Genomic DNA, 21,100 nt, shown 5'->3' on the forward strand with positions numbered 1-21,100 from the left:
GGAGACGACGTGGGGACCGTAACGATCGGTGTTTCGATCGCGGTCCCGGAGCCTCATGGCAGCCTGCTCCAGGAGCAGCGCGCGGGCTTCGGCGACCCCGCGGCTTCCGGCATCCCCACCCACGTCACCCTGCTGCCGCCGACGGAGGTCGACGACTCGGAACTGCCCGCGATCGAGGACCATCTGACCGACGTCGCGACCGCCGGGCGCCCCTTCCTGATGAGGTTGTCCGGCACGGGAACCTTCCGGCCGCTGTCGCCGGTTGTGTTCGTACAGGTCGCCGACGGGGCGGAGGCCTGTACGTGGCTGCAGAAGCAGGTCCGGGACGCGTCGGGTCCGGTGGCGCGCGAGCTCGCCTTCCCGTACCACCCGCACGTCACGGTGGCGCACGGCATCTCCGACGAGGCGATGGACCGGGCGTACGAAGAGCTCTCCGAGTACGAGGCGGAGTGGCCCTGCACCGGGTTCGCGCTCTATGAACAGGGCGCGGACGGAGTGTGGCGCAAGCTCCGGGAGTTCGCCTTCGGCGGAGCGGTCGTGCCGCCGCAGGCGGGGGCGCCGACCGAGAGGGACACCACCCTGCCGACGCGCTGAGGCACCGGGGGGATGCTGAAGGGGACGAGGGGGACGAGGGGGACGAGGGGGATGATGCGCAGGACCGTGGCGCTGCTCGCCGTGCTCGTTCTCGCAGTGGCCGGCTGCGGCGGGCAGGACGAGAGCGGCTCGGACGACGGGGCGGAGGGCACTGAGCGGTCCTCGGGAGCCAAGGGCTCCGGCGAGCCCGGCCTGTCCTGGTCGTACGACCGCATCCTCGACGGATCCGCCGCCCTGGGCGACATGGCCGTGGTCTCCGAGGACGACATCTGGGCCTACGGCAGCCGACGGCGCGCGGACGGGACGGGCGACCCCTTCCTGGTCCGCTACGACGGGAAGGACTGGCGCGAACAGCCCCTGCCGGAGGCCCTCGGCACGGAGGTCCAGGCGGCCACGCTGACCGCGGTGGGCTCCGGCGAGGTCTGGCTGACCGACGCGACGACCGGCTCCACCGGCGAGACGCGCATCGTCCGCTGGGACGGCACATGCTGGTCCCCGCTGGAACCGTCGCCGAGTGAACGCATCGAAGACATCAAGGCCTTCGCCCCGGACGACGTCTGGGTGTTGACCGGCGAGAGCCGCGTGCAGCACTGGGACGGCACCCGGTGGACCGTCATGCGCGTGCCCGCCGACGGTCTCGCCTCGCTCGACGGCACCGCCACGGACGACCTGTGGGCCGTGGGGTACCGCGACACCCGCACGACCGACGGCCCCGGAGAGAGCGAGTACACCCAACCGGTGGCCGTGCACTGGGACGGCCGTACGTGGAGCCGCGCCGAGACTCCCGAGTACCACTTCCCGGAGCCGGTGCCGCCCGAGCCCGGCGCCTGGCTCGACACCGTCGTCGCGCTCGCGGAGGACGACATACGCGCGTACGGCACGCACAGCTTCAACCACGGCGAAGTCGAGGACGAGCCGGACGACGAGGCGATACGGCTGCGCTGGGACGGCGAACGCTGGGCCGAGCAGCCTCAGGCGCCGGGCCGGTGCGCCGAGCGGATCCCCGTGCTGAGCGACGATGCCAACGGGCTCTTCCTGCACGGCAACTGGTACCTCACGGCGGACGGCACCTGCCAGAAGATCACCCGTTCCCGGCTGCCGAACAAGGACGGGGTCCGCAGTACGTCGCAGCAGTCGCTGTGGCTGAAGGAACTGGCCCGGCTGCCCGGCACGGACGAGGTGATCGGGGTGGGGCACGTGCAGGTCAACCAGAGCGGGAACCCGATGAGCAAGGCCGTGGTGGTCTCCCTCAACCGGTAGCGGGTCCGCCCCGAGTGTGGGTGGCCGACGCGTTCCCGCGGCTAGAGCGGCAGCTTTCGGAACAGCGGCCGCGGCACGTGGCGCAGTGCCGACATCACCAGGCGCAGCGTCCCGGGCACCCACACCGTCTCCGAGCGGCGGCGGAGCCCCAGTTCGATGGCGGACGCGACCGCCTCGGGGGTCGTCGCCAGCGGGGCCTCCGGGAGGCCGGCCGTCATCCGGGAGCGTACGAAGCCGGGGCGGACGACCATGACGTGGACGCCCGTGCCGTGCAGGGCGTCACCGAGGCCCTGGGCGAAGGCGTCGAGACCGGCCTTGCTGGAGCCGTAGATGAAGTTGGCGCGGCGGGCCCGCTCGCCCGCGACCGACGACAGCACCACGAGCGATCCGTGCCCCTGGACCTGGAGTGCCCGTGCGCACACGAGCCCGGCCGAGACCGCGCCCGTGTAGTTGGTCTGTGCGACGCGCACCGCGGCCACCGGGTCCCGCTCGTCGTTCGCCTGGTCGCCGAGCACCCCGAAGGCGAGCAGCACCATGTCGACGTCGCCCTCGGCGAACACCTTGCCGAGGACCGTCTCGTGGGAGGCGGGGGCGAGCGCGTCGAAGGCGACGGTGCGCACATCGGCGCCCAGGCCGCGCAGGTGGGCGGCCGCTTCGTCCAGGTCGGGCGAGGGGCGTCCGGCCAGCCACACCGTGCGCGTGCGGCGGGTGATCAGGCGGCGCGCGGTGGCCAGCGCGATGTCCGACGTGCCGCCGAGGACCAGCAGGGACTGGGGGGTACCGAAGGCGTCCTTCATGACAGCTCCTGGGAATCTTGGAGTGGGGGTGGGAGTGGGAGGGGTAAAAGGGGCAGCGAACAGGTCCTTCAGCGGCAGAAGGAGGAACTGAGAGCAGAAGCCTCAGCGGTCTCAGCGGTCTCAGACTCAGCGGTCTCAGGAGGTCTGGGCGGTCTCAGGAGGCCTCGGCGGCCTCAGAGGTCGAGCCGTCGGGCCAGGTCCGACACGAAGACGCCGCGTGGGTCCAACGTTCGGCGGAGTTCCCGGAATTCGGCCAGCCGGGGGTACATGGCCGCCAGCAGCTCGGGCCGCAGCCGGGCGTCCTTCGCCAGGTAGACGCGGCCGTTCGCCGCCGCGACCTCCTCGTCCAGCTCGTCGAGGAAGGCAGCGAGGCCCGGCAGGCCCGCGGGGATGTCCAGGGCCAGCGTCCAGCCGGGCATCGGGAAGGACAGCCACCCCGGATCGCCCTCCCCGAAGCGTTTCAGCACGGCGAGGAAGGACGGGCAGCGGTGCCGTGAGATCCGCTGCACGATCCGCCGCAGGGTCTCTTCGCGGCCGTAGCCGACGACGAACTGGTACTGGACGAAGCCGGATCTGCCGTAGACGCGGTTCCAGTGGGGGACCCCGTCGAGGGGGTGGAAGAAGCTCGCGATCCGTTGCAGTTCGCCCGTGCGCGAGCGGGGCGTCTTCCGGTACCAGAGCGCGTTGAAGACGCCCACGGTCGTGCGGCCCAGCAGCCCTTCCGGAACGTGGGCGGGGACGGCGGGGAGCCGGTGGGTCCGGAATTCCAACGGATTTCTCCGCGCGCGCGTGGGCAGTGCGTCCAGGGGCGCGTGGTCGCCGCGGGTCAGCACCGAGCGGCCCGTCGACGCGCCGCGTGCGAGGAGATCGATCCACGCGACGGAGTAGCGGTAGCGGTCGTCCGTCGTGGTGAGGCGGACCATCAGGTCGTCCAGGTCGCGGGCGCGTTCCGTGTCGACCGACATCAGCGAGGTCTCCACCGGCAGCAGCCGGACGGTCGCCGTGAGGATCACACCGGTCAGGCCCATGCCGCCCGTCGTCGCGTCGAACAGCGGCGTCCCGCGGCTCACGGTACGGATCTCGCCGTCCGCCGTCAGCAGTTCCAGGGACAGCACATGACGCGAGAACGAACCCGAGACGTGGTGGTTCTTGCCGTGGATGTCCGCGCCGATCGCGCCGCCGACCGTGACGTACCGCGTCCCGGGCGTCACCGGCACGAACCAGCCCAGTGGCAGCAGGACCTCCATCAGCCGGTGCAGCGACACGCCCGCGTCGCAGAGCACGGTCCCGCCGTCCACGTCGATGGCGTGGATGCGGTCCAGACCCGTCATGTCGAGCACGGCGCCGCCCGCGTTCTGCGCCGCGTCCCCGTACGCCCGCCCGAGCCCGCGTGCGATCCCCCCACGCGCCCCACGCACCCCCCACGCCCGGACGGCGGCCGCGACCTCCTCGTACGTGTGCGGGCGGATCAAACGGGCGACGGTGGGAGCGGTGCGGCCCCAGCCGGTGACCGGGACGGTGACAGGGTCGGAGACGAGGCCGGAGACCGGGACGGAGACAGAGGAGGCGGCGGGAGAAGGGGCGAGAGAAGGGGTGGGAGTAGGGGCGGAGGTCGTCGAAGGGACCGGGTCGGCTGGCATGCCCGCGACGGTATCGCCAACAAAGGGACATATCGCCGCGATCCCTTGAGCGCGCTCCGCACCCCTCACCGAAATGGGTGATTAATGGGATGTCAGTCAAGATTTCCGTAGTTCTGGACCGCTTCCCTAGAAGAGTGGCGTCACATGGACGATGTTGACGACGTTCCCAACCTGGACCGGCGGCTCCTCTCGGTGCTCCACGGGTACGGGGCGGACCCTCGGGTCGCCATCGCCGCCCGCGCCCTGTCCCGGGCCGGGGAACACGGCGCCCTGTGGCTCGCGGCCGGCCTGGCCGGTGCCGCTGTCGACCGGGAGCGACGCGGCGCCTGGCTGCGCGGTACCGCGCTGACCGCGGGCGCACACCTGGTCAGCATGGGCGTGAAACGGGTGGTGCGCCGCCCCCGGCCCGCCCATGTCGAACCCCTGGTCCGTACCGCCGGCCGGCACTCCTTCCCCAGTTCGCACGCGAGTTCGGCGGCAGCGGCGGTGGTGGCGTGCGGGGCGCTCCGTGCGCCTCTGCTGGGCTCCCTCGTAACCCCGCTGGCCGCCGCAATGTGCGTCTCGCGGCTGGTGGTCGGCGTGCACTACCCGTCGGACGTGGCGGCGGGCGTGGCGCTCGGCGCGGCCACGGCGCGGCTCGGCGCCCGCTGGATGACCGAGGCGGTGGCGGCCCCGGCGGCGCCCGCGACTGGGTGCGGTGACTATGGCTGAACCCACCACGCTCCCCGAACCGAGCCCGACGACCGCCCCCGCGCCCCGTCCCCGCGGCCTCGCCCTCGGTCTCCTGCGCACCGCCCGCCCCCGCCAATGGGCCAAGAACGTCCTCGTCGTGGCCGCCCCCGCCTCCGCCGGAGAACTCTTCTCCGCCCGCGCCCTGATCCAACTCCCGCTCGTCTTCGTCCTGTTCACCGCCTGCGCGGCCGCCGTCTACCTCGTCAACGACGCCCGGGACGCCGAGGCCGACCGCGCCCACCCGGTCAAGCGCCACCGCCCGGTCGCCGCCGGTCAGGTTCCCGTACCGGTCGCGTACGCCGTCGGAGGCACCCTCGCCGTACTCGCGCCCACCGCCGCGGCCTGGCTCTGCTCGCCACGGACCGCGGCTCTGCTCATCGCGTACCTCGGGCTCCAGCTCGCTTACTGCTTCAGCCTCAAGCACGTCCTCGTCGTCGACCTCGTCGTCGTCACGACCGGGTTCCTGATGCGGGCCATGGCCGGCGGGCTGGCGCTCGGCATCCCGCTCTCACGCTGGTTCCTGATCACCACGGGCTTCGGCGCGCTGTTCATGGTCGCCGCCAAGCGGTACTCCGAGGCCCTTCAGATGGCCGGGAAGCAGGGGGCCACGCGCGTGCTCCTCACCGAGTACACCGTCGGATACCTGCGCTTCGTGTGGCAGCTGGCCGCCGGGGTCGCGGTGCTCGGCTACTGCCTGTGGGCCCTGGAGGAGGGCGGGCTGCCGCACACGGGCCTGCTGCCGTGGCGCCAGCTGTCCGTGGTCGCCTTCGTCCTGGCGATCCTCAGGTACGCCGTCTTCGCCGACCGCGGCACCGCGGGCCAGCCCGAGGACGTGGTGCTCCGCGACCGTGCGCTCGCAGTCATCGGGGCCGTGTGGATCGCGATGTACGGCCTGGCGGTGGCCCACTGGTGAGGGTCCGCTCCTCGGCACCCTGGTGACGGCCCCGGTCCTGCGGCTTTCGGGGTACCCGGACATGGTCTTCCGGAGCGGGGGCAGAGGCAGAGGAAACTGAGAGGGATCATGGACTGGCTGAAGAAGCTCCCAGTGATCGGCCCGGTGGTGGCATGGCTGATGACCACGCACGCGTGGAGGTCCTACGAGCGGCTGGACCGCGTGAAGTGGACGCGGCTGGCCGCGGCGATGACCTTCATCAGCTTCCTGGTGCTGTTCCCGCTGCTGACCCTGGTCGCCACCCTGGTCGCCGCGACCCTCGGCAAGGACCAGCTGAAGGAACTCGAACACAAGATCGCCGAGCAGGTGCCGGGGATCGCGGGCAAACTCGACATCGGAGCGCTCGTCAGCAACGCGGGCACGGTGGGGATCATCGCGGGTGCCCTGCTGCTGTTCACCGGCATCAGCTGGGTCGGCGAGATGCGGGGCTGTCTGCGTACCGTGTGGGAGAAACCGGACCCCGAGGAGAACCCGGTCCTGGGCAAGGCCAAGGACGCGGGCGTGCTTCTCGGCCTCGGCGGCGCGCTCCTGGTGAGTCTCGCCGTCTCCACCGTCGCCTCGGCGATGGTCGGCCGGATCACCGAGCAACTCGGCCTCGACCGGAGCGGCTGGGGCGGCGCACTGCTCCAGGCCGCCGCCTTCGCCATCGCCGTCCTCGCCGATTTCCTGATCCTGCTGTACGTCCTGACCCTGCTGCCCGGCGTCCGTCCGCCGCGCCGTCGCCTGATGGTGGCCGCGTTGCTGGGCGCGGTCGGCTTCGAACTCCTGAAGCTGCTGCTCAGCGGCTATATGCAGGGCGTCGCCTCGAAGAGCATGTACGGCGCCTTCGGCGTCCCCATCGCCCTTCTCCTCTGGATCAACTTCACCGTGAAACTGCTCCTGTACTGCGCGGCCTGGACGGCGACGGACAGCAAGGAGGCGGGACAGACGGTGGAACAGACGGCGGCACAGGCGGCGGCACAGGAGGTGGAACAGCCGGCGGCACAGGAGGTGGAACAGCCGGCGGAACAGGAGGTGGAACAGCCGGCGGAACAGCAGGAGCGGACGGACCGTCCGGAGGAAGGCGCAGCCGGCACGGACGAGAAGCCCGACAAGCGCCCCGACCACTCCTCCCACTCCTCGCTGCACCACCGCTCCCCGTAGGGCCCTTCTGGTGGATCTCCGCGGCGTCGCGACGCCCGGCACGCACTCCCCCACTCTCGGCTTCGCTCGAGCGGGGGGAACCCCATGCCGCACGGCGCGAAGGGACAGGTGGCTCCGCCACATGACCCTCCACACCGCACGCCGAGCGCACGCACCGGACGCCGCTCCTTCCTCCACGGAGATCCACCAGAAGGGCCCTAACCGCAGCGGAGCGAACCGTCACCGACGGCGACGCATCAGCTCCGGCAGCGGCCACCGCCGATTGACCAGAAACGCCCCACCCGCCACAAGCGCCAGAACACCCCCGGCGATCCCCAGAGCAACCCCGATACCGCTGGACCCGGAGGTACCCGCGGCCATCGGCTCGCCCTCCGTGGCGCCCGAGGCGGACGGGGACGCCGTGGCCCCCTGCTGCCCACCGCTCCCGGTGTCCGCACTCTTCGGCGGCACCAGCTCACCCACCGGCGTCACCTTGTCCGCAGCCTGGAAGCCCCAGTCGAAGAGGCGGGCGGTCTCCTTGTAGACCTCGTTGTACTCGTCCTTCTCCGGGTTCATCACCGTGACCAGCAGCACCCTGCCGTCGCGCTCGGCCACCCCCGTGAAGGTGGAGCCCGCGTTCGTCGTGTTGCCGTTCTTCACACCCGCGATGCCCTGGTACGCGTCCAGACCCGTGTCACCGGTCAGTAGCCGGTTGGTGTTCTGGATCTGGAAGGACTCCCGGGTCGTCTTGCCCTTCTTGTTCTTCTTGGTCTCGCCGGGGAAGTCGGCCCGCACGGTCGAGCAGTACTCGCGGAAGTCCTTCTTCTGCAGGCCGGACCTGGCGACGAGGGTCAGGTCGTACGCCGACGACACCTGCCCCTTCGCGTCGTAGCCGTCCGGGCTGACCACGTTCGTGTCGAGGGCCTGGAGCTCCTCGGCGTGCGCGTTCATGTCCTTGACGGTCTGGTCGACGCCGTTGTTCATCGCGGACAGCACATGCACCGCGTCGTTGCCGGAGCGAAGGAAGACGCCGAGCCACAGGTCGTGGACCGTGTAGGTCTCGTCCTCCTTTATGCCGACCATGCTGGAGCCCGCGCCGATGCCCGCGAGGTCGGAGGGCACGACCTTGTGCTCCTCCTCCTTGCTGAACTTCGGCAGCAGCGTGTCCGCGAAGAGCATCTTCAGGGTGCTCGCCGGCGCCAGCCGCCAGTGCGCGTTGTGGGCGGCCAGCACATCACCCGACTCGGCGTCGGCGACGATCCAGGAGCGCGCGGTGATGTCCTTCGGCAGGACCGGGGCGCCGGCACCGAGGTCGGCCTGGGTGCCCGGTGTGCCGAGCCGTTCGCCCCCCACGGTGGACATCTTCGCCGGGGGCGTGACCGACGGCGACGCACCGGGCGAGGGCTTGTCGGCGGCCAGGGCGGCCGGGGCCACCGTCAGCGACAGGGACAACGACAGGGGCAACGACACGGCGGAAGCGACCAGCAGGGATCGCCTGGCGGTCTTCAAGGAGGCGGGCACGACCGAGAAAGTACATGGCTCCGACCGACTAGTCCTACCGCTGCCCCCACCCGGTCGGCGAAGCCCAACGCCCAAAGGTAATACTGGGCCCATGAAGCTCAGCCGCCCCCTCTCCTGGTTCCTGCTCGCTTTCGGGGTGTGGAGCTGGGTCATCTGGATCACTTTCGTCAAGAACCTCTGGAACGACGGCAGCGGGCTCGCGTTCGACGACGCGGGTGATCCGACGGCTTACTTCTGGGTGCACCTGACGCTCGCCGTCGTCTCGTTTGTCCTTGGGACGGCCATCGGGGTCATCGGGTTGCGCGGACTGCGCGCACTGCGTCCGACGTCATAGTGGGGAATACGGCGGAATGGTGATTGTCTTCATACTCGCGGCCCTGGTCGTCCTGGCCGCGTTCGGTGCCTTGCACTGGTACGCCTGGCGCCGCCTGGTGCGGGACACGACAGCCGGGCCCGGAACCGCCCGCCGGGTGGGCGCGGCGGTGTTCGTGGCCGGGCCGGTGCTGCTGTTCGCGGCGTTCGGGGCCGAGCGCGGCGGCGCCCCCTTCTGGCTCCAGCAGGTGCTGGGCTGGCCGGGCTTCCTGTGGCTGGCGCTGTCGCTGTACCTGCTGCTGGCGCTGCTGGTGGGAGAGCTCGTACGCCCGCTGGTGCGGCGTCTGGTGGAGCGGCGCGCTGCGGCGCCCGCACCCGCACCCGCCACCGCGACGGAGCCGGTGCCGGTGCCGGTGAGGGAGGCCGAGCCCGTCCCGGCCGGCCCCAAGCCCACGGAACCCACCGACCCCCGGCCCCGACTGAACCCACCACTCCCGCGGCCCCGGCGGAATCCACCACGTCCGCGGACCCGGCGCCCACCGACCCCTCCCGTCGCCTCTTCGTCTCCCGCGTGGTCGGCGGAGCCGTGGCCGCCGCCGCGGTCGGGACCGTCGGGTACGGCACGTACAGCGTCGTGCGCGGCCCCAAGGTGAAGCGGGTCACCGTGCCGCTGGCCAAACTGCCGCGTGCCGCCCACGGGTTCAGGATCGCCGTGGTCAGCGACATCCACCTCGGGCCGATGCTGGGCCGGGGCTTCGCCCAGAAGGTCGTGGACACGATCAACGGGACCCAGCCCGACCTGATCGCGATCGTCGGCGACCTGGTGGACGGCACGGTCGAGGACCTGGGCCCGGCGGCGGCCCCGCTGGCGCAGCTGACGGCCCGCCACGGCGCGTACTTCGTCACCGGCAACCACGAGTACTTCTCCGGCGCCGAGCAGTGGGTCGACGAGGTACGGCGGCTGGGCCTGACCCCGATGGAGAACGCGCGCCGGGAGCTGCCCGCCTTCGACCTCGCGGGCGTCAACGACGTGGCGGGCGAGGACGACGGCCAGGGGCCGGACTTCGCCAAGGCGCTGGGCGACCGGGACACCTCGCGGGCCGTCGTCCTCCTCGCCCACCAGCCGGTCCAGATCAACGAGGCCGTCGACCACGGCGTCGACCTCCAGCTGTCCGGCCACACCCACGGCGGCCAGATGTGGCCCGTGAACTTCGTCGCGGACGCCGCCAACCCGACCCTGGCGGGACTCGAACGCCACGGCGACACCCAGCTGTACGTCACCCGCGGCGCGGGCGCGTGGGGGCCGCCGGTGCGAGTGGGAGCGCCCTCGGACATCACGGTGGTTGAACTGGCGTCGAAGCAGGCCTGAGCGGGCTCGGCGCGACCTGGCCAGGTGGGTACGGCCAGTGGCGGTGGGGAGGCCCCGAACCATCACTCTGGTGGAATGGTGGCCCCATACGCCGGCGCCGTACCCGGCGTCATAGGGGGACGCGCCAGATGAGGTCGCCCTCGGCGATCGCCGACGAGGTCTCCACCAGGTCCTCCAGGGGCCGCAGACGACGGCTCACACCGATCATCGTCAGGCACGCGAGCAGGGCCGGCAGCAGCGTCCCGAGGGAGAGCCCTTCACGCTGACGTCGTGCGGTTCGTCGTCCTCGGCCAGTGCGGCCGGGTCGTCGACGGCGTCGTCGAGGGCGCGCTGCCGGGCGGTCGGCGCGAAACCGACGAGGGCCAGGGGCTCCTCCTTCTCGTCCAGGGCCGTGAACACCCCGTCCCGGACAGGGGAGGCGGTGTCCTCCACCGAGGAGGCGGGCGACATCCTCTGCCGGATGCCACATTGGTCAGCGTCAGCTTGCCGCGCAGGGAGGGGATGCCGCGACCGAGGGCACCCACGATCTCGGCGGGCGAGTCCCGCGCGGTCAGGAACACCAGCGCCGGCTCCGGCTGCTTCATCGGCAGTTCACGGCCCCAGCGCCCGGCCGTCGCCGTCGGGGAGCATCACGTCGAGCAGGGTCGCGTCGGGCCGGGTGCGCTCGGCGAGGGCGAGCGCCTCACGGACGGTGCCTGCGGTCTCCGCACCTTCCTTTCCGGCACCTTCCTTTCCGGCACCTTCGTTTCCGCTCATGACCTCGGCATCCGCACGGGGGTTAACACGGGCGGCCGCTCCCGCTTTGGAGTTCCTTTAGAGCCTTGGAGTTCCTTGAGAGCCACGGCCGGCTCATGTCCCCGCGTCCCCGCCTCCGCCAATGCTGTTGTCCAGGACCCGGGGGACCAATCGACTGTCGAACACGTCGTACAAGGAGTGTTGATCGTGGCGACATTGGCACGGTGGTGCTATCGGCACCGGCTGGTGGTCCTGTTGTTGTGGGTGGGGGCGCTGTTCGGTCTGGGCGCGGCGGGTTCGTCCGCCGGGACGGACTACGCGAACGTCTTCACCCTGCCGGACACGGACTCCAAGCGCGCCAACGACCTGATGGAGAAGGCGTTCCCGCAGAGCGCGGGCGACACCGACACGGTGGTGTGGAAGACGGACACGGGATCCGTACGGGACGAGTCCGTACGGTCGCGCATCGAGCCCGCGCTCCAGGAGATCGCGGGGATGAAGGGCGTCGGCCAGGTCACGAGCCCGTACGCGGCCGGAGGTGGCGGCGCCGGACAGATCAGCCAGGACGGGCGGATCGCGTACGCCCAGGTGACCTTCCCCGAGCAGTCGAACGCCATCCCCAAGGAGCTGATCGAGGACGTCGTCGACACGGCCCGCGGCGCCGAACGGGCCGGCCTCCAGGTGGAGCTGGGCGGCCAGGCCATCGCCCGCGTCCAGGAACCGCCGCAGGGCCTGGCCGAGCTGGTGGGCATTCTGGCGGCGGCGGTCGTCCTCTTCCTCGCCTTCGGCTCGCTCTTCGCGATGCTGCTGCCGATCGTGGTGGCGATCGCCGGCGTCGGCACCGGCATGATGTCGACGGCGCTGCTCAGCCATGTCACGGACGTGCCCGAAATCGCTTCGCTGCTGGGCTCGTTGATCGGCCTGGGCGTCGGTATCGACTACGCGCTGTTCATCGTCACCCGGCACCGGCGCGGCATCCTGCGCGGGGTGAAGCCCGAGGACGCGGCGGCGACGGCCCTCAACACCTCCGGGCGCGCGGTGCTGTTCGCGGGCAGCACGGTGTGCATCGCGCTCGCCGGCATGCTGGTGATGAACCTGAAGTTCCTGAACGGGGTCGTCCTCGCGGCCTCGCTGACCGTGGTGCTGAGCGTGCTCGCGGCCGTCACGCTGCTGCCCGCCCTGCTGGGGCTGCTCGGCATGCGGGTGCTCAGCCGCCGGCAGCGGCGCCGGCTCGCCGAGGCAGGACCCCAGCCGGAGGAGGCGAGCGGTCTGGCGGCGCGCTGGTCGTCGTACGTGCAGCGGCGCCCGCGCTCGCTCGCGACACTGGCGGTGGTCGTCATGGCGGTGCTCGCCATCCCCGTCCTGTCGATCCGGCTCGGCGCCACCGACCAGGGCAACCACCAGGAGCCGACAACGACGCGGCAGGCGTACGACCTGCTCGCCGAGGGTTTCGGGCCCGGCTTCAACGGGCCGCTCCAGGTGGTCGTGGACGGCTCGGCACCCCAGAAGCTGCTCCCGGCCATCGAGAGCACCGATGGCGTGGCACGGGCGGTCGCCGTCCCGCCCGCGAACGGCGTCTCGTTGATCCAGGTGGTGCCGGCGACGTCACCGCAGTCGGAGGAGACGGACCAGCTGATCGACCGCCTGCGGGACGAGGTGATCCCGCAGTCCGGGGCCAAGGCCCATGTGGGTGGCGTCACGGCGGTCTTCAAGGACTTCGCGGCCGTGACCGCCGACCGGCTGCCGTACTTCCTGGCGGCGATCATCACGCTCGGCTTCCTGCTGCTGCTCCTGGCCTTCCGCTCCCTGGTGGTCCCGCTGACGGCGGCGCTGATGAACCTCGTCGCGGCGGCGGCGTCCTTCGGTGTGCTGGTGGCGGTCTTCCAGTGGGGCTGGGGCCTGGAGCTGATCGGCATCGGCAAGGAGGGCCCCATCTCGGCGTTCCTCCCGGTCATCATGCTCTCGCTGCTCTTCGGCCTCTCGATGGACTACCAGGTGTTCCTGGTGAGCCGGATGCACGAGGAGTGGGTCCGCTCCAAGGACAACGCGCGGGCCGTGCGCGTCGGTCTCGCCGAGACGAGCCGGGTCATCAACTCCGCGGCTCTGATCATGATCTGTGTGTTCTCGGCCTTCGTGCTCAGCGGCGAACTGGAGGGCGCGATGTCCGGCGTCGGCCTGGCGGCCGCGGTGGCCCTGGACGCGTTCATCCTGCGTACGGCCCTCGTCCCGGCCGCGATGCACCTGCTGGGCCGCGCCAACTGGTGGCTGCCCGCCGGGCTGGACAAGCGGCTGCCGCACCTGACGGTGGAGCCCACGGAGGAGTCCGGGGAGGAGGCCGGGGCCGAGACCGCGCCGACCGGGGGTCCCACTTCGGTGATCCACGGCTTCGTCCGCACGGAGGAGGGCGAACCGGTGCGGGGCGGGCGGTGACCCTGCTCTCGGAGGGCGGGCGTCAGCTGGACCGGGTGGCGTCGCCGGCGGACGGTTCGTACATCGTGGCGGTGCCGGGGGCGGGGGAGTATCTGCTGGCGACGACGGCTGCCGGGCTGGGCGCGCGGGCGCGGCAGGTGGTGGTGGCCGAAGGGCCGGTGGTGTGTGACCTGGAGGTGGCCGAGGGAGAGGTGGGCGTGGTCAATTAGCTTTCGGTTGACCGGCTTTGAGGATTTCGTCGACGTTCAGGGTGACCTGGCCGCCGATGTCTGAAGGCAGGGTGACGATCTCGCCGGGGGAGTGCGGGCGGTGGTTCTCGTACTCCACCCCGGCGGGCTCGGTCAGGACGTGGAGGCGCTGGTGCTTGCGGTCGACGATGACGTAGACCGGGATCTTCGCGCTGGCGTAGGCCTTGACCTTGTCGCGCAGATCGGTCCGGTAGTTGCTGGAGGTGACCTCCAGGACCAGGCGGAAACAGACGGGGTCGTAGCAGTTGTTCTCGACGTAGTGGTCGTGGTAGTCGGCATCGACCACGGAGAGGTCGGGAATCGCGTAGTCCTCGGTGCCGGTCGGCAGCCAGAGACCGATGCCCTGAACAACCTTCGACTCCATCCCGTGGAGACCGGAGGTCACGAAAGGCAGCATGAGGTCGGTCAGGGCTACGGCGTGCGGGCCGTCGGGCGGCGGGGACACGAGGATCTGGCCTCCGATGATCTCGACGCGGTAGCCCGGATTGCGGTCCATGAGCCGGTTGGCTTCCGCGATCAGCGGACGGTCTCCATGGGGCCGCTCGACGGATGCTGCGGACATCACGTGCCTCCTGTGGGCTGGTGTCGAGAGCATCATCGTAGGCAGGTCGCATGCCAGGTGTCCCGTTCGAACCGCTTCACCCGAAAGTGATCAACCCGCCCGCCCCTTGCCCCCAGGATCCGGCAACGCCCTGGTCATCCCCGGCAAGAAGTCCCTGAACAGCTCGTGCACCTCATGGACGAGCGGCCGCAGCACCCGGAACCGTGCCAGTGAAACGCCTCGCGTCGTGAGCCGGGCCCCCCGCTCGGCGAGCCGGTAACTGCGCTCGCGTCCCTCCGCCCGGTCGAACACCCAGTACAGCACCAGCCCCATCTGGGACAGCCACATCAGCTCGGGCAGCACCTCGCGGAGCTCGTCGGGCACCTTGGCCTTCGACCCGGCCAGCACCTCCCGGTGGAGGGCCATGGCCTCCTTCCGCGGCTTCTCCGACTCCGGCGAGAAGGGACTGAGCGGACTGTCCGGATCGGCCGCGTTCTTGAAGAACTGCGCCGCGAACTCGTGGTACGGCTCGGCCACGTCCAGCCACGCCTTGAGCACCCCGGCTATCCGCGCCTCCAGATCGGTCTCCCGCTCCAGCACCGGCCGGACCGCCGCCAGGTGCTCGGCGCCGATCCGGTCGTAGAACCCCTGGATCAGGTGCTCCTTGCCGGCGAAGTAGTAGTACGCGTTGCCGACGGAGACCCCGGCCTCCTTCGCGATGGCCCGCATCGTCGTCCGGTCGTACCCGCGCTCCTGGAAGAGCCGCAGTGCGGTCTCAAGGATGAGCGCGCGGGTCTGTTCGGACTTGGCGGGACCACGCGGCGAGGCCGGGGCGGAGCCGGAGTCCGGGCCCTGGGCGGAGCCGGGGCTCGGGCTGGGGCTCTGGCTGGGGTCCTTCTCGGGCCGGGGGCCGTCGCCCGCGTCGGCCGCTTCGCGAACTGCTGACACGGAACAGAGCCTAACGAGTCGCGCAGGTACCGCTGTCGCAGCCCGGTGGGCTGTACGTCCACCCGTACTGCGGGTCGTAGGCCCAGCCGTCACCACGCCGGTACACGCCTCCGCCCCACCGGTTCCCGCCGTGCGCCTGCGCCTGCGCCTGCGCCTGACGCCACTTGGCCGCGGCCAGGACGGCACCCCTGGCCAGCCGCGCCCCGGCCGGGGTGCTCAGCCGGTGGGCGAGCGGCCGCTGCTCACGCAGCGCCCAGAGGCACACGATCCAGGCGGCGGGCCCGCGGTACACCTGCCCCGCGTCGCCCACGACGGTGATCTCGTCGAGGGTGGCCCGATGATCGAGCGAGGGGAAACGGCGCCGGGCCTCTTCCTGCCCCGCCGCCACGAACTCCAACGGCACCAGCTGCCGTTGCCGCCCCAGCCACTCCCGGACGGACCGGCACAGCGAGCACTCGGCGTCGTACAGCACGGTGAGCCCGCGCACCGGGACGCGTGCGGCGTCCCGGTCGCGTACGGCGATGGCGTCCATCGGCGTCGTCACGTCTCGTCACGCCCTGGCTGAGGGGGCGACCCAGTCCTGCGGCGCCACGGGGGGCACCTGCTCCCGCTCCATGACTCCACGCCGCCGGATCTTGTTCAGCACGAACACGTTGCCCAGGTGCAGTGCGCCGAGCACGAGCAGCACGACGCCGAGCTTCGACGAGACCGCCTCGAAGACCCCGCGCGGGTCGGCGACCGCTCCGTCCTGGTTCAGGTAGAGAGCGACGAACCCCAGGTTGACGAGGTAGAAGCCCACTACGAGCAGGTGATTGACGGCGTCGGCCAGCTTCTCGTTCCCGCGCAGCACATCGCCGAGAAAGATCCGCCCGTTGTGGCTCAGCGTCCGTGCCACCCAGACCGTCAGCCCCACGCTGACCAGCAGGTAAATGGCATACGCGACGACCGTGAGGTCCATGTCCCCACCCCTTCTTGAACACGTTCAAAAGGTTCTTGTCAGGAACCGTACTCCTCTTTTTGAACACGTTCAAGGGAAGGGGTGGGGGTGGGGTTGGGGCGGGCAATGGCGGGCGCTGGGGGTGCTGGGGGCGCTGGGGGCGCTGCGGGTGCTGGGCGTCAGCCCCGCCCCAGCTCCGGCCGCTTGCTGTAGTCGGTGAGCCCGATGACGTTGCCCCAGGGGTCGGCGAACTCCACGGTCCACCCCGTGGCCACGGAAAAGGGTGCGTCGAGCGGCTGTACTCCGGCCGCTTCGAGGGCCCGCCCGGCGGCCCGCGCGTCCCGCACCTCCAGCCACACCCGGGGTGAGGCCCACTCCGGCGGTCGCTGCCCCAGCGCCTCCTCCATCCGGAGCAACAGGCCGGGCGTCTCCTTCCCCACCTTCAACAGCGCGATCCCGGCCTCGTCCAGCCGAAACGCCACCCCGAACCCGGCCCTCCCGTAGAAGGCCACGGCCTCGTCGAGGTCGCCGACGGGCAGGAGCACGTTGTCGAAACCGAGCAGCTCGTACGACTCGTCATCTGACATGGCATCAGATTAGATCCAGGTGCGGGCATGGCCGGGGAGCCCACGAAGGTGTCACTCGGGTGCCGTGTCCCGGAACGCTGTCCTGGTCCTCGGCTGCGTTGCACGCCAGAGAGACTCCGCCGCATGGGAGCGCATCCCGGACCTGCCTCCCCACACGGAACTGCTGGACGGCGCGCTGCTCTTCAGGAGCCCGCAGACCCGGTTCCACGTTCCACGTCCGCTGCCTGCGTCTCCTGGAGAACTCCCTGTTGGAGTACGCGCCAGACCACCTCGACGTGGCCCGCGAGATGACGGTCAAGCTGGACAAGTGGAACCGTCCGGAGCCGGACCTCATGGTGCTCCCCATGGAGGCGAACACGAGCCCGGACCAGACCTGGTACCGCCCTGAGGGTGTCCTCCTCGCCGCCGAGGTGACCTCCCTCGACTCTCGCGAACGTGACCGCCAGGTCAAGCCCCGCAAGTACGCGGCGGCCGGTTTCCCTCACCTCTGGCGGGTGGAGGAGGACGAGGACAAGGGCCTCCCGGTCGTCTACGTCTACGAGCTCGACCCGGCCACCGAGTCCTACGCCCTCACCGGCATCTTCCACGACCGTCTCAAGGTCACAGTGCCCTTCGACATCGAGATCGACCTGACGGCCATCAACCGGCGCCCTGGCACAACGCGGCAGGTGAAGCAGAGGTGACAAGGCGAACGGGCTCGACCGCACGACGCGGTCGAGCCCGTTCGCGAGGTGCCCTCAGCCGATGGCGATCCGCGTCCGCCAGTAGGACCTGGGGCTGATGATCTCCGTGCCGGACCCGGGCAGCGTCGTCCTTCCGCCCGCGTAGAAGCGCACGGAACCGTCGGAGCGTACGGCCCAGACGTCGGGGATGGAGTCGCCGTTGGCGTCCGGGGTGCCGATCAGCAGGGGCACGTTGCCGACTGACCAGCCCGCGGAACCGTATTCGCTGTCGTTGCCTCCCGCGGAGTTGCCGGCCGAGGCCAGCGAGTCCAGGTCGACCCCTCCGTCGCCGTCGGAGATGCCCTTGCGGAGCATCAGCTTGGCCGCGGGGTCGGAGCGGTAGACGAGATCGGTGACACCGTCGCCGGAGATGTCCTGTGCGGTGACGATGTCGCGTGCGGTCCAGCCCGACGACCACAGCCGGGTCGCCTGGTCGATCGTCGCCCCGTGGTAGCCGGTGAAGATCCACAACTCGTCGCCGATGGTGGCGAAGAAGTCGGTCCGGCCGTCTCCGGTGGCATCGCCCGCCGACACGAACTGGGTCAGGTCGGCGGGACTGGGCGCGCCGTCCGGCAGCAGGATCTCGCGGCGCTTGTCGATGTTGACGGCACCGTAGCCGTCGCCCGGATACACCCACAGCTTGCCCTCGACGCGGACGACGAGGTCCTGGAGGCCGTCACCGCCGTAGATGTCGCCGTTGTGGGTGATCAGTGCCCCCTTGAAATGGCCGGAGGGCGGAGCGACGTACGGCGGCAGCTCGTCGCCGTTGGGGTCCTTGTCGGGGTTGCTCCGGTAGGCGCCGGGCATCGAGTAGTCCAGGTCGCCCGAGCCCTTGGAGAGATCGTTGGTGGCCTGCGAGGGGTAGAGGGACAGGTTGCCGCCCTCGGTGACCGCCATCAGGTCGGGAAGTTTGTCGCCGGTGAAGTCGCCGGGCGAGTCGGCCTGGTCGCGAGGCGTGACGTAGAAGAAGTACTTCGTCGGTTCGGAGACGTTGCCGGCGCCGTCCACCGCTCTGACGTACAGCACGTTGGGGCCGGCCGTGGGCGGCTTCGCGTTCTGGAGGGTCGCGCTCACGCTCGTGCTCGTACCGGCCGTCCGCGCGAGCGAGAACGGATAGCTGGGCGAGTTGAAGCCGTACTCATACCGTAGGACGTCGCTGTTGAGCGCCCGCACGGTGAAGCTGCCCGCCTCACCGAACTTCTTCGTGCTCCAGTTCGCGTCCTCGGCGTCGTTGCCGAAGCCGTTCTCGCTGCCGTCGGCGTTGGGGAAGTCGGTGGAACTGACCTTTGGTGGCCGGGGCGCCGAAGTGTCGAGGACGAAGCGGCAGGGCGTCTTGGCCGGCGTGTAGCCGGAGCTGCTGTTCGCGTCGTCGACGGCCCGCACCTGCCAGGAGTAGACCGTGCCGTTGGTCAGCTTGCTGGTGGGGAAGGAGCTGGTGGTGCGCAGCGCGGTGTCTTTGTCCCCGCCGACGGAGACCTTGCCGGTGGAGCCGAGCAGATCACCGGTGGTGCCCCACTTCCCCGTGGGCCACAGTATGAAGTCGAGGTAGTCGAGGTTCTTGTCCTTGTCGGACGCCCGCGCGGTGAACGTCAGGTTGCCCGAGCCCATGCGGACGTACGGCTCGGTGGTGGTGCACTTGCCGTCGGGGCCGAGGTCGAGCGACTTGGAGTCGATGGTCGGCTTGCGGTTGTAGACGAGTTCCAGCACGGGTGCGTTCTCCCCGTTGGCCTGGAACTTCTTCCACGCGTACTGCGAGTGCTCGTCGCGGGCCCGCAGACCGAACGTGATGGTGTCCTTGCCCTGGTCGGCCTGCTTCTGTGCGGCCTTCTTCACGTCGAAGGCCTCGTACGCGTCCCGGCACTGCGACTTGTAGCCGTGCGCGAAGCTCTTGGTGGCGACCTTGTTGCCGTTGTGGAGTTTGGGCGCGTTCCGCCAGTTGGTGTGTCCGTTGATCTTGCCGGTCAGGTGCACGCTCATCGAGCGGGGACTGCACGACCAGGAGTAGGTCTCCAGCATCCGCAGCTTCGCGCTGGTGATCTTCGTGCCCTTGAGGCCTTTGTCGAAGTCGATGTTGAAGTACGAGCGGGACGTACCCCAGGTGTCGGACTCGAAGCCCACACGGGCCTCGTGCGTACCGCCCTTGTTGAAGCCCTTGCCGTTGTAGAAGGTGGCGCTGGGGTGGCGGCTGTAGGCGGTGGTCCAGTTCTGGGTGTGCTTCTTCACCGAGGGGTCGATGAACACCGGGTAGGTGGTTGCTGGGTCGTGCAGGAAGTCCTGGTCAGGGGTGAGGACCCAGTTCGCTTCGGACAAGCCGGCCTCGACGAGCTCGCCACGGGAGTCGGGAGAGGGGCCGTCGAGTCCGGGCAGGCTGAGGGTGGCTGCCGAGCCGCTCTGCGAGGGCGCGGGTGTCGGCTCGGCCGGAGCGGACGGCAGCGGGGACTCCGACACGGTGGGTTCGGGGCCGTCGGTGGCTGCCGGGAGCGTTTCGGGGCTGGTGTCGGTCTGCTCGTCGCTCTCGACGGTCTCTTCGGTGGGGCTGGGGCTGTCGCTCGGCCCGTCGTCCGCCGGCTCGGTGGGTTCCGGGCTCTCGGACTCGGTCGGCTGTGCGGTGGCGCCCACGTTCCCGTCGGTGACCGCCGGGGCACCGCTGTTGTCCCACATCAGCGGTGTGGGCGACATCGCGACCTCGTTGCCGTAGGCGTTCTCGGCGGTGACGACGCCCGTCAGCGGGTCGAGGCGGAAGGTGAGGTCCGCGGAGGTGATGCCGTAGGACAGCTGCCGGGCGCGTGGATCCGCCGCGGCCTGGCGGTTCTTGAGCACGAGTAGTTGGGCGAACCCGTCGTCGTCGGCTGTCAGCACCAGGTCGGCGCCCGGGAAGATCTCCGGGTACAGGGCCCGGGAGCCGTCGATGATCGGGGCGGGGACGGGGCCGGGCCAGGTGAGCTGGATGTCGTGGCCGTCGACGGTCAGGGTGACCAAGGGACTCGCGGTCTCGTCGGCCGTGGTGGCGTCCTGGAGCCCCGTGAGCAGGGAGACGCGTTGGGCGCCGGCGCGTGAGGCGCGCTCCTCCTTGCCACGCACTCCGGAAGCGCCTTCGGAGCCGGCCGAGAACACCACCTGTGTGGTGGTGGCCTTGGGTTCCCAGCCGTTCCTGGTGCGGTGGAGGTCGTAGTCGATGTCCTTCCACTCGCCGCCCACCTTGGCCCGGACCGGGGAGGAGTACAGCTTCTTGGCCATGAGGCCGTCAGGGCGGGCCCAGGTGGTGGAGCGCGCGGCGCGCAGGGCGGTGACCTCGACGGACTTTCCCGTCTTCGCAGCCCGGGTGAGGGCTGCCGCTTCAGTGACTGGCCTTGTCCTCCGGTCGCGGCTCGGCCCGTCTCCGGAGCCGGAATCGCCCAGGCCGAGGCCCACAAAGGCGATACCAGTGGCAGCGAGAGCCGTGGTGAGCGCGGCGGCTGTTGTCCGTCTCGCGGGCACGCGGAACCAGTTCCGCGTCGTGCGCGTCATCGGGCGAGTTCCCCTTCCCCCTTGGAACCGGCGCGATGCAGGGCGCGGCCGGGCCAGCCGATGATGACCCATCAGCGAGCCGTCGTCACCCTTCGCGTGCGGCACGCGTCATTGAGTGGATCAACTACCCGGTCCGTATGGATGGT

At 70.5% G+C, this 21,100-nt stretch carries 16 protein-coding genes and 4 pseudogenes; 9 read left to right on the top strand and 11 right to left on the bottom strand.

The features are described 5' to 3' along the window. The first annotated feature begins 9 nt into the window (after positions 1 to 9). Complete coding sequence (locus E0500_RS14010) at positions 10 to 594, top strand: 2'-5' RNA ligase family protein (RefSeq protein ID WP_131565452.1); 585 nt, start codon at positions 10 to 12, stop codon at positions 592 to 594. Positions 595 to 645: 51 nt separating this feature from the next. Beyond that, on the top strand, positions 646 to 1,854 hold the full coding sequence (locus E0500_RS14015) for a hypothetical protein (RefSeq protein WP_131572240.1): 1,209 nt from the start codon (positions 646 to 648) through the stop codon (positions 1,852 to 1,854). Positions 1,855 to 1,895: 41 nt separating this feature from the next. Here the strand turns inward: E0500_RS14015 and E0500_RS14020 are convergent, their stop codons facing one another. Both E0500_RS14020 and E0500_RS14025 read right to left on the bottom strand, forming a co-directional pair. Continuing rightward, positions 1,896 to 2,651: a decaprenylphospho-beta-D-erythro-pentofuranosid-2-ulose 2-reductase gene (locus tag E0500_RS14020; protein WP_131572241.1), complete on the bottom strand. Its 756-nt coding sequence runs from the start codon at positions 2,649 to 2,651 to the stop codon at positions 1,896 to 1,898. Positions 2,652 to 2,824: 173 nt separating this feature from the next. After that, the gene (locus E0500_RS14025; RefSeq protein WP_181586989.1) at positions 2,825 to 4,291 is read right to left on the bottom strand and encodes an FAD-binding oxidoreductase; all 1,467 of its coding nucleotides are present in this window, start codon (positions 4,289 to 4,291) and stop codon (positions 2,825 to 2,827) included. 144 nt (positions 4,292 to 4,435) lie between these two features. Between E0500_RS14025 and E0500_RS14030 the strand changes: the two genes are divergently transcribed. The 3 genes from E0500_RS14030 (at position 4,436) to E0500_RS14040 (ending at position 7,118) form a co-directional block, all read left to right on the top strand. Then, a complete protein-coding gene (locus E0500_RS14030) occupies positions 4,436 to 5,002 on the top strand; it encodes a phosphatase PAP2 family protein (protein ID WP_131572350.1) in 567 nt (188 codons plus the stop codon). After that, positions 4,995 to 5,936, top strand: a complete 942-nt coding sequence (locus E0500_RS14035) for a decaprenyl-phosphate phosphoribosyltransferase (protein WP_181586990.1) — start codon at positions 4,995 to 4,997, stop codon at positions 5,934 to 5,936. The genes E0500_RS14030 and E0500_RS14035 overlap by 8 nt, the downstream gene beginning before the upstream one ends. A 108-nt stretch (positions 5,937 to 6,044) precedes the next feature. Then, positions 6,045 to 7,118, top strand: coding sequence for a YihY/virulence factor BrkB family protein (locus E0500_RS14040; RefSeq protein ID WP_131572305.1), 1,074 nt, complete (start codon positions 6,045 to 6,047; stop codon positions 7,116 to 7,118). A gap of 219 nt (positions 7,119 to 7,337) precedes the next feature. On the opposite strand, the gene E0500_RS14045 is transcribed toward E0500_RS14040, so the two are convergent. Further along, positions 7,338 to 8,618, bottom strand: coding sequence for a D-alanyl-D-alanine carboxypeptidase family protein (locus E0500_RS14045; RefSeq protein WP_399119145.1), 1,281 nt, complete (start codon positions 8,616 to 8,618; stop codon positions 7,338 to 7,340). A 91-nt stretch (positions 8,619 to 8,709) separates the two neighbouring features. On the opposite strand from E0500_RS14045, the gene E0500_RS14050 reads away from it, so the two are divergent. Continuing rightward, complete coding sequence (locus E0500_RS14050; protein ID WP_131571092.1) at positions 8,710 to 8,952, top strand: SCO4848 family membrane protein; 243 nt, start codon at positions 8,710 to 8,712, stop codon at positions 8,950 to 8,952. A gap of 16 nt (positions 8,953 to 8,968) precedes the next feature. Next, positions 8,969 to 10,299, top strand: a pseudogene (locus E0500_RS14055) (metallophosphoesterase). Positions 10,300 to 10,509: 210 nt separating this feature from the next. Here the strand turns inward: E0500_RS14055 and E0500_RS14060 are convergent. Continuing rightward, on the bottom strand, positions 10,510 to 10,749 hold the full coding sequence (locus E0500_RS14060; protein WP_165935225.1) for a hypothetical protein: 240 nt from the start codon (positions 10,747 to 10,749) through the stop codon (positions 10,510 to 10,512). Between the two features lie 53 nt (positions 10,750 to 10,802). Continuing rightward, positions 10,803 to 10,998, bottom strand: a pseudogene (locus tag E0500_RS14065) (response regulator); the annotation flags it as partial. A gap of 252 nt (positions 10,999 to 11,250) precedes the next feature. Here E0500_RS14065 and E0500_RS14070 point away from each other — a divergent pair. Next, positions 11,251 to 13,673: pseudogene (locus E0500_RS14070) on the top strand (MMPL family transporter). Here the strand turns inward: E0500_RS14070 and E0500_RS14075 are convergent. The 5 genes from E0500_RS14075 to E0500_RS14095 all read right to left on the bottom strand — a co-directional run bounded on the left by E0500_RS14075 (position 13,666) and on the right by E0500_RS14095 (position 16,725). After that, the gene (locus E0500_RS14075) at positions 13,666 to 14,274 is read right to left on the bottom strand and encodes a Uma2 family endonuclease (RefSeq protein ID WP_131571097.1); all 609 of its coding nucleotides are present in this window, start codon (positions 14,272 to 14,274) and stop codon (positions 13,666 to 13,668) included. The pseudogene E0500_RS14070 and the gene E0500_RS14075 overlap by 8 nt on opposite strands. Before the next feature lie 90 nt (positions 14,275 to 14,364). Next, complete coding sequence (locus E0500_RS14080) at positions 14,365 to 15,201, bottom strand: TetR family transcriptional regulator (RefSeq protein WP_309505055.1); 837 nt, start codon at positions 15,199 to 15,201, stop codon at positions 14,365 to 14,367. A 10-nt stretch (positions 15,202 to 15,211) separates the two neighbouring features. Continuing rightward, positions 15,212 to 15,733, bottom strand: a complete 522-nt coding sequence (locus tag E0500_RS14085; RefSeq protein ID WP_131571103.1) for a thiol-disulfide oxidoreductase DCC family protein — start codon at positions 15,731 to 15,733, stop codon at positions 15,212 to 15,214. Between the two features lie 18 nt (positions 15,734 to 15,751). Next, positions 15,752 to 16,159 carry a hypothetical protein gene (locus E0500_RS14090; RefSeq protein ID WP_131571100.1) on the bottom strand — a complete coding sequence of 136 codons (408 nt, stop codon included), beginning with the start codon at positions 16,157 to 16,159 and terminating at the stop codon, positions 15,752 to 15,754. 158 nt (positions 16,160 to 16,317) lie between these two features. After that, entirely contained in the window at positions 16,318 to 16,725 is a 408-nt protein-coding gene (locus E0500_RS14095; RefSeq protein ID WP_131563918.1) for a VOC family protein, read from the bottom strand. Between the two features lie 127 nt (positions 16,726 to 16,852). Between E0500_RS14095 and E0500_RS14100 the strand changes: the two are divergent. Next, positions 16,853 to 17,408: pseudogene (locus E0500_RS14100) on the top strand (Uma2 family endonuclease); the annotation flags it as partial. Positions 17,409 to 17,462: 54 nt separating this feature from the next. Here E0500_RS14100 and E0500_RS14105 read toward each other — a convergent pair. Continuing rightward, positions 17,463 to 20,954: a DNRLRE domain-containing protein gene (locus E0500_RS14105; RefSeq protein ID WP_131563917.1), complete on the bottom strand. Its 3,492-nt coding sequence runs from the start codon at positions 20,952 to 20,954 to the stop codon at positions 17,463 to 17,465. Positions 20,955 to 21,100: the final 146 nt, after the last annotated feature.

Origin of the sequence: Streptomyces sp. KM273126 (assembly GCF_004337435.2) — a bacterium.
Taxonomy (GTDB): domain Bacteria; phylum Actinomycetota; class Actinomycetes; order Streptomycetales; family Streptomycetaceae; genus Streptomyces; species Streptomyces acidicola.

Excerpts from the sequence above, each read along its gene's own strand:
- E0500_RS14040 (WP_131572305.1), top strand. The coding sequence starts at position 6,045 with ATGGACTGGCTGAAGAAGCTCCCAGTGATCGGCCCGGTGGTGGCATGG.
- E0500_RS14035 (WP_181586990.1), top strand. The coding sequence starts at position 4,995 with ATGGCTGAACCCACCACGCTCCCCGAACCGAGCCCGACGACCGCCCCC.
- E0500_RS14095 (WP_131563918.1), bottom strand. The coding sequence starts at position 16,725 with ATGTCAGATGACGAGTCGTACGAGCTGCTCGGTTTCGACAACGTGCTC.
- E0500_RS14015 (WP_131572240.1), top strand. The coding sequence starts at position 646 with ATGATGCGCAGGACCGTGGCGCTGCTCGCCGTGCTCGTTCTCGCAGTG.
- E0500_RS14025 (WP_181586989.1), bottom strand. The coding sequence starts at position 4,291 with ATGCCAGCCGACCCGGTCCCTTCGACGACCTCCGCCCCTACTCCCACC.
- E0500_RS14090 (WP_131571100.1), bottom strand. The coding sequence starts at position 16,159 with ATGGACCTCACGGTCGTCGCGTATGCCATTTACCTGCTGGTCAGCGTG.
- E0500_RS14060 (WP_165935225.1), bottom strand. The coding sequence starts at position 10,749 with ATGTCGCCCGCCTCCTCGGTGGAGGACACCGCCTCCCCTGTCCGGGAC.
- E0500_RS14075 (WP_131571097.1), bottom strand. The coding sequence starts at position 14,274 with ATGTCCGCAGCATCCGTCGAGCGGCCCCATGGAGACCGTCCGCTGATC.
- E0500_RS14105 (WP_131563917.1), bottom strand. The coding sequence starts at position 20,954 with ATGACGCGCACGACGCGGAACTGGTTCCGCGTGCCCGCGAGACGGACA.
- E0500_RS14085 (WP_131571103.1), bottom strand. The coding sequence starts at position 15,733 with ATGGACGCCATCGCCGTACGCGACCGGGACGCCGCACGCGTCCCGGTG.
- E0500_RS14030 (WP_131572350.1), top strand. The coding sequence starts at position 4,436 with ATGGACGATGTTGACGACGTTCCCAACCTGGACCGGCGGCTCCTCTCG.
- E0500_RS14050 (WP_131571092.1), top strand. The coding sequence starts at position 8,710 with ATGAAGCTCAGCCGCCCCCTCTCCTGGTTCCTGCTCGCTTTCGGGGTG.
- E0500_RS14020 (WP_131572241.1), bottom strand. The coding sequence starts at position 2,651 with ATGAAGGACGCCTTCGGTACCCCCCAGTCCCTGCTGGTCCTCGGCGGC.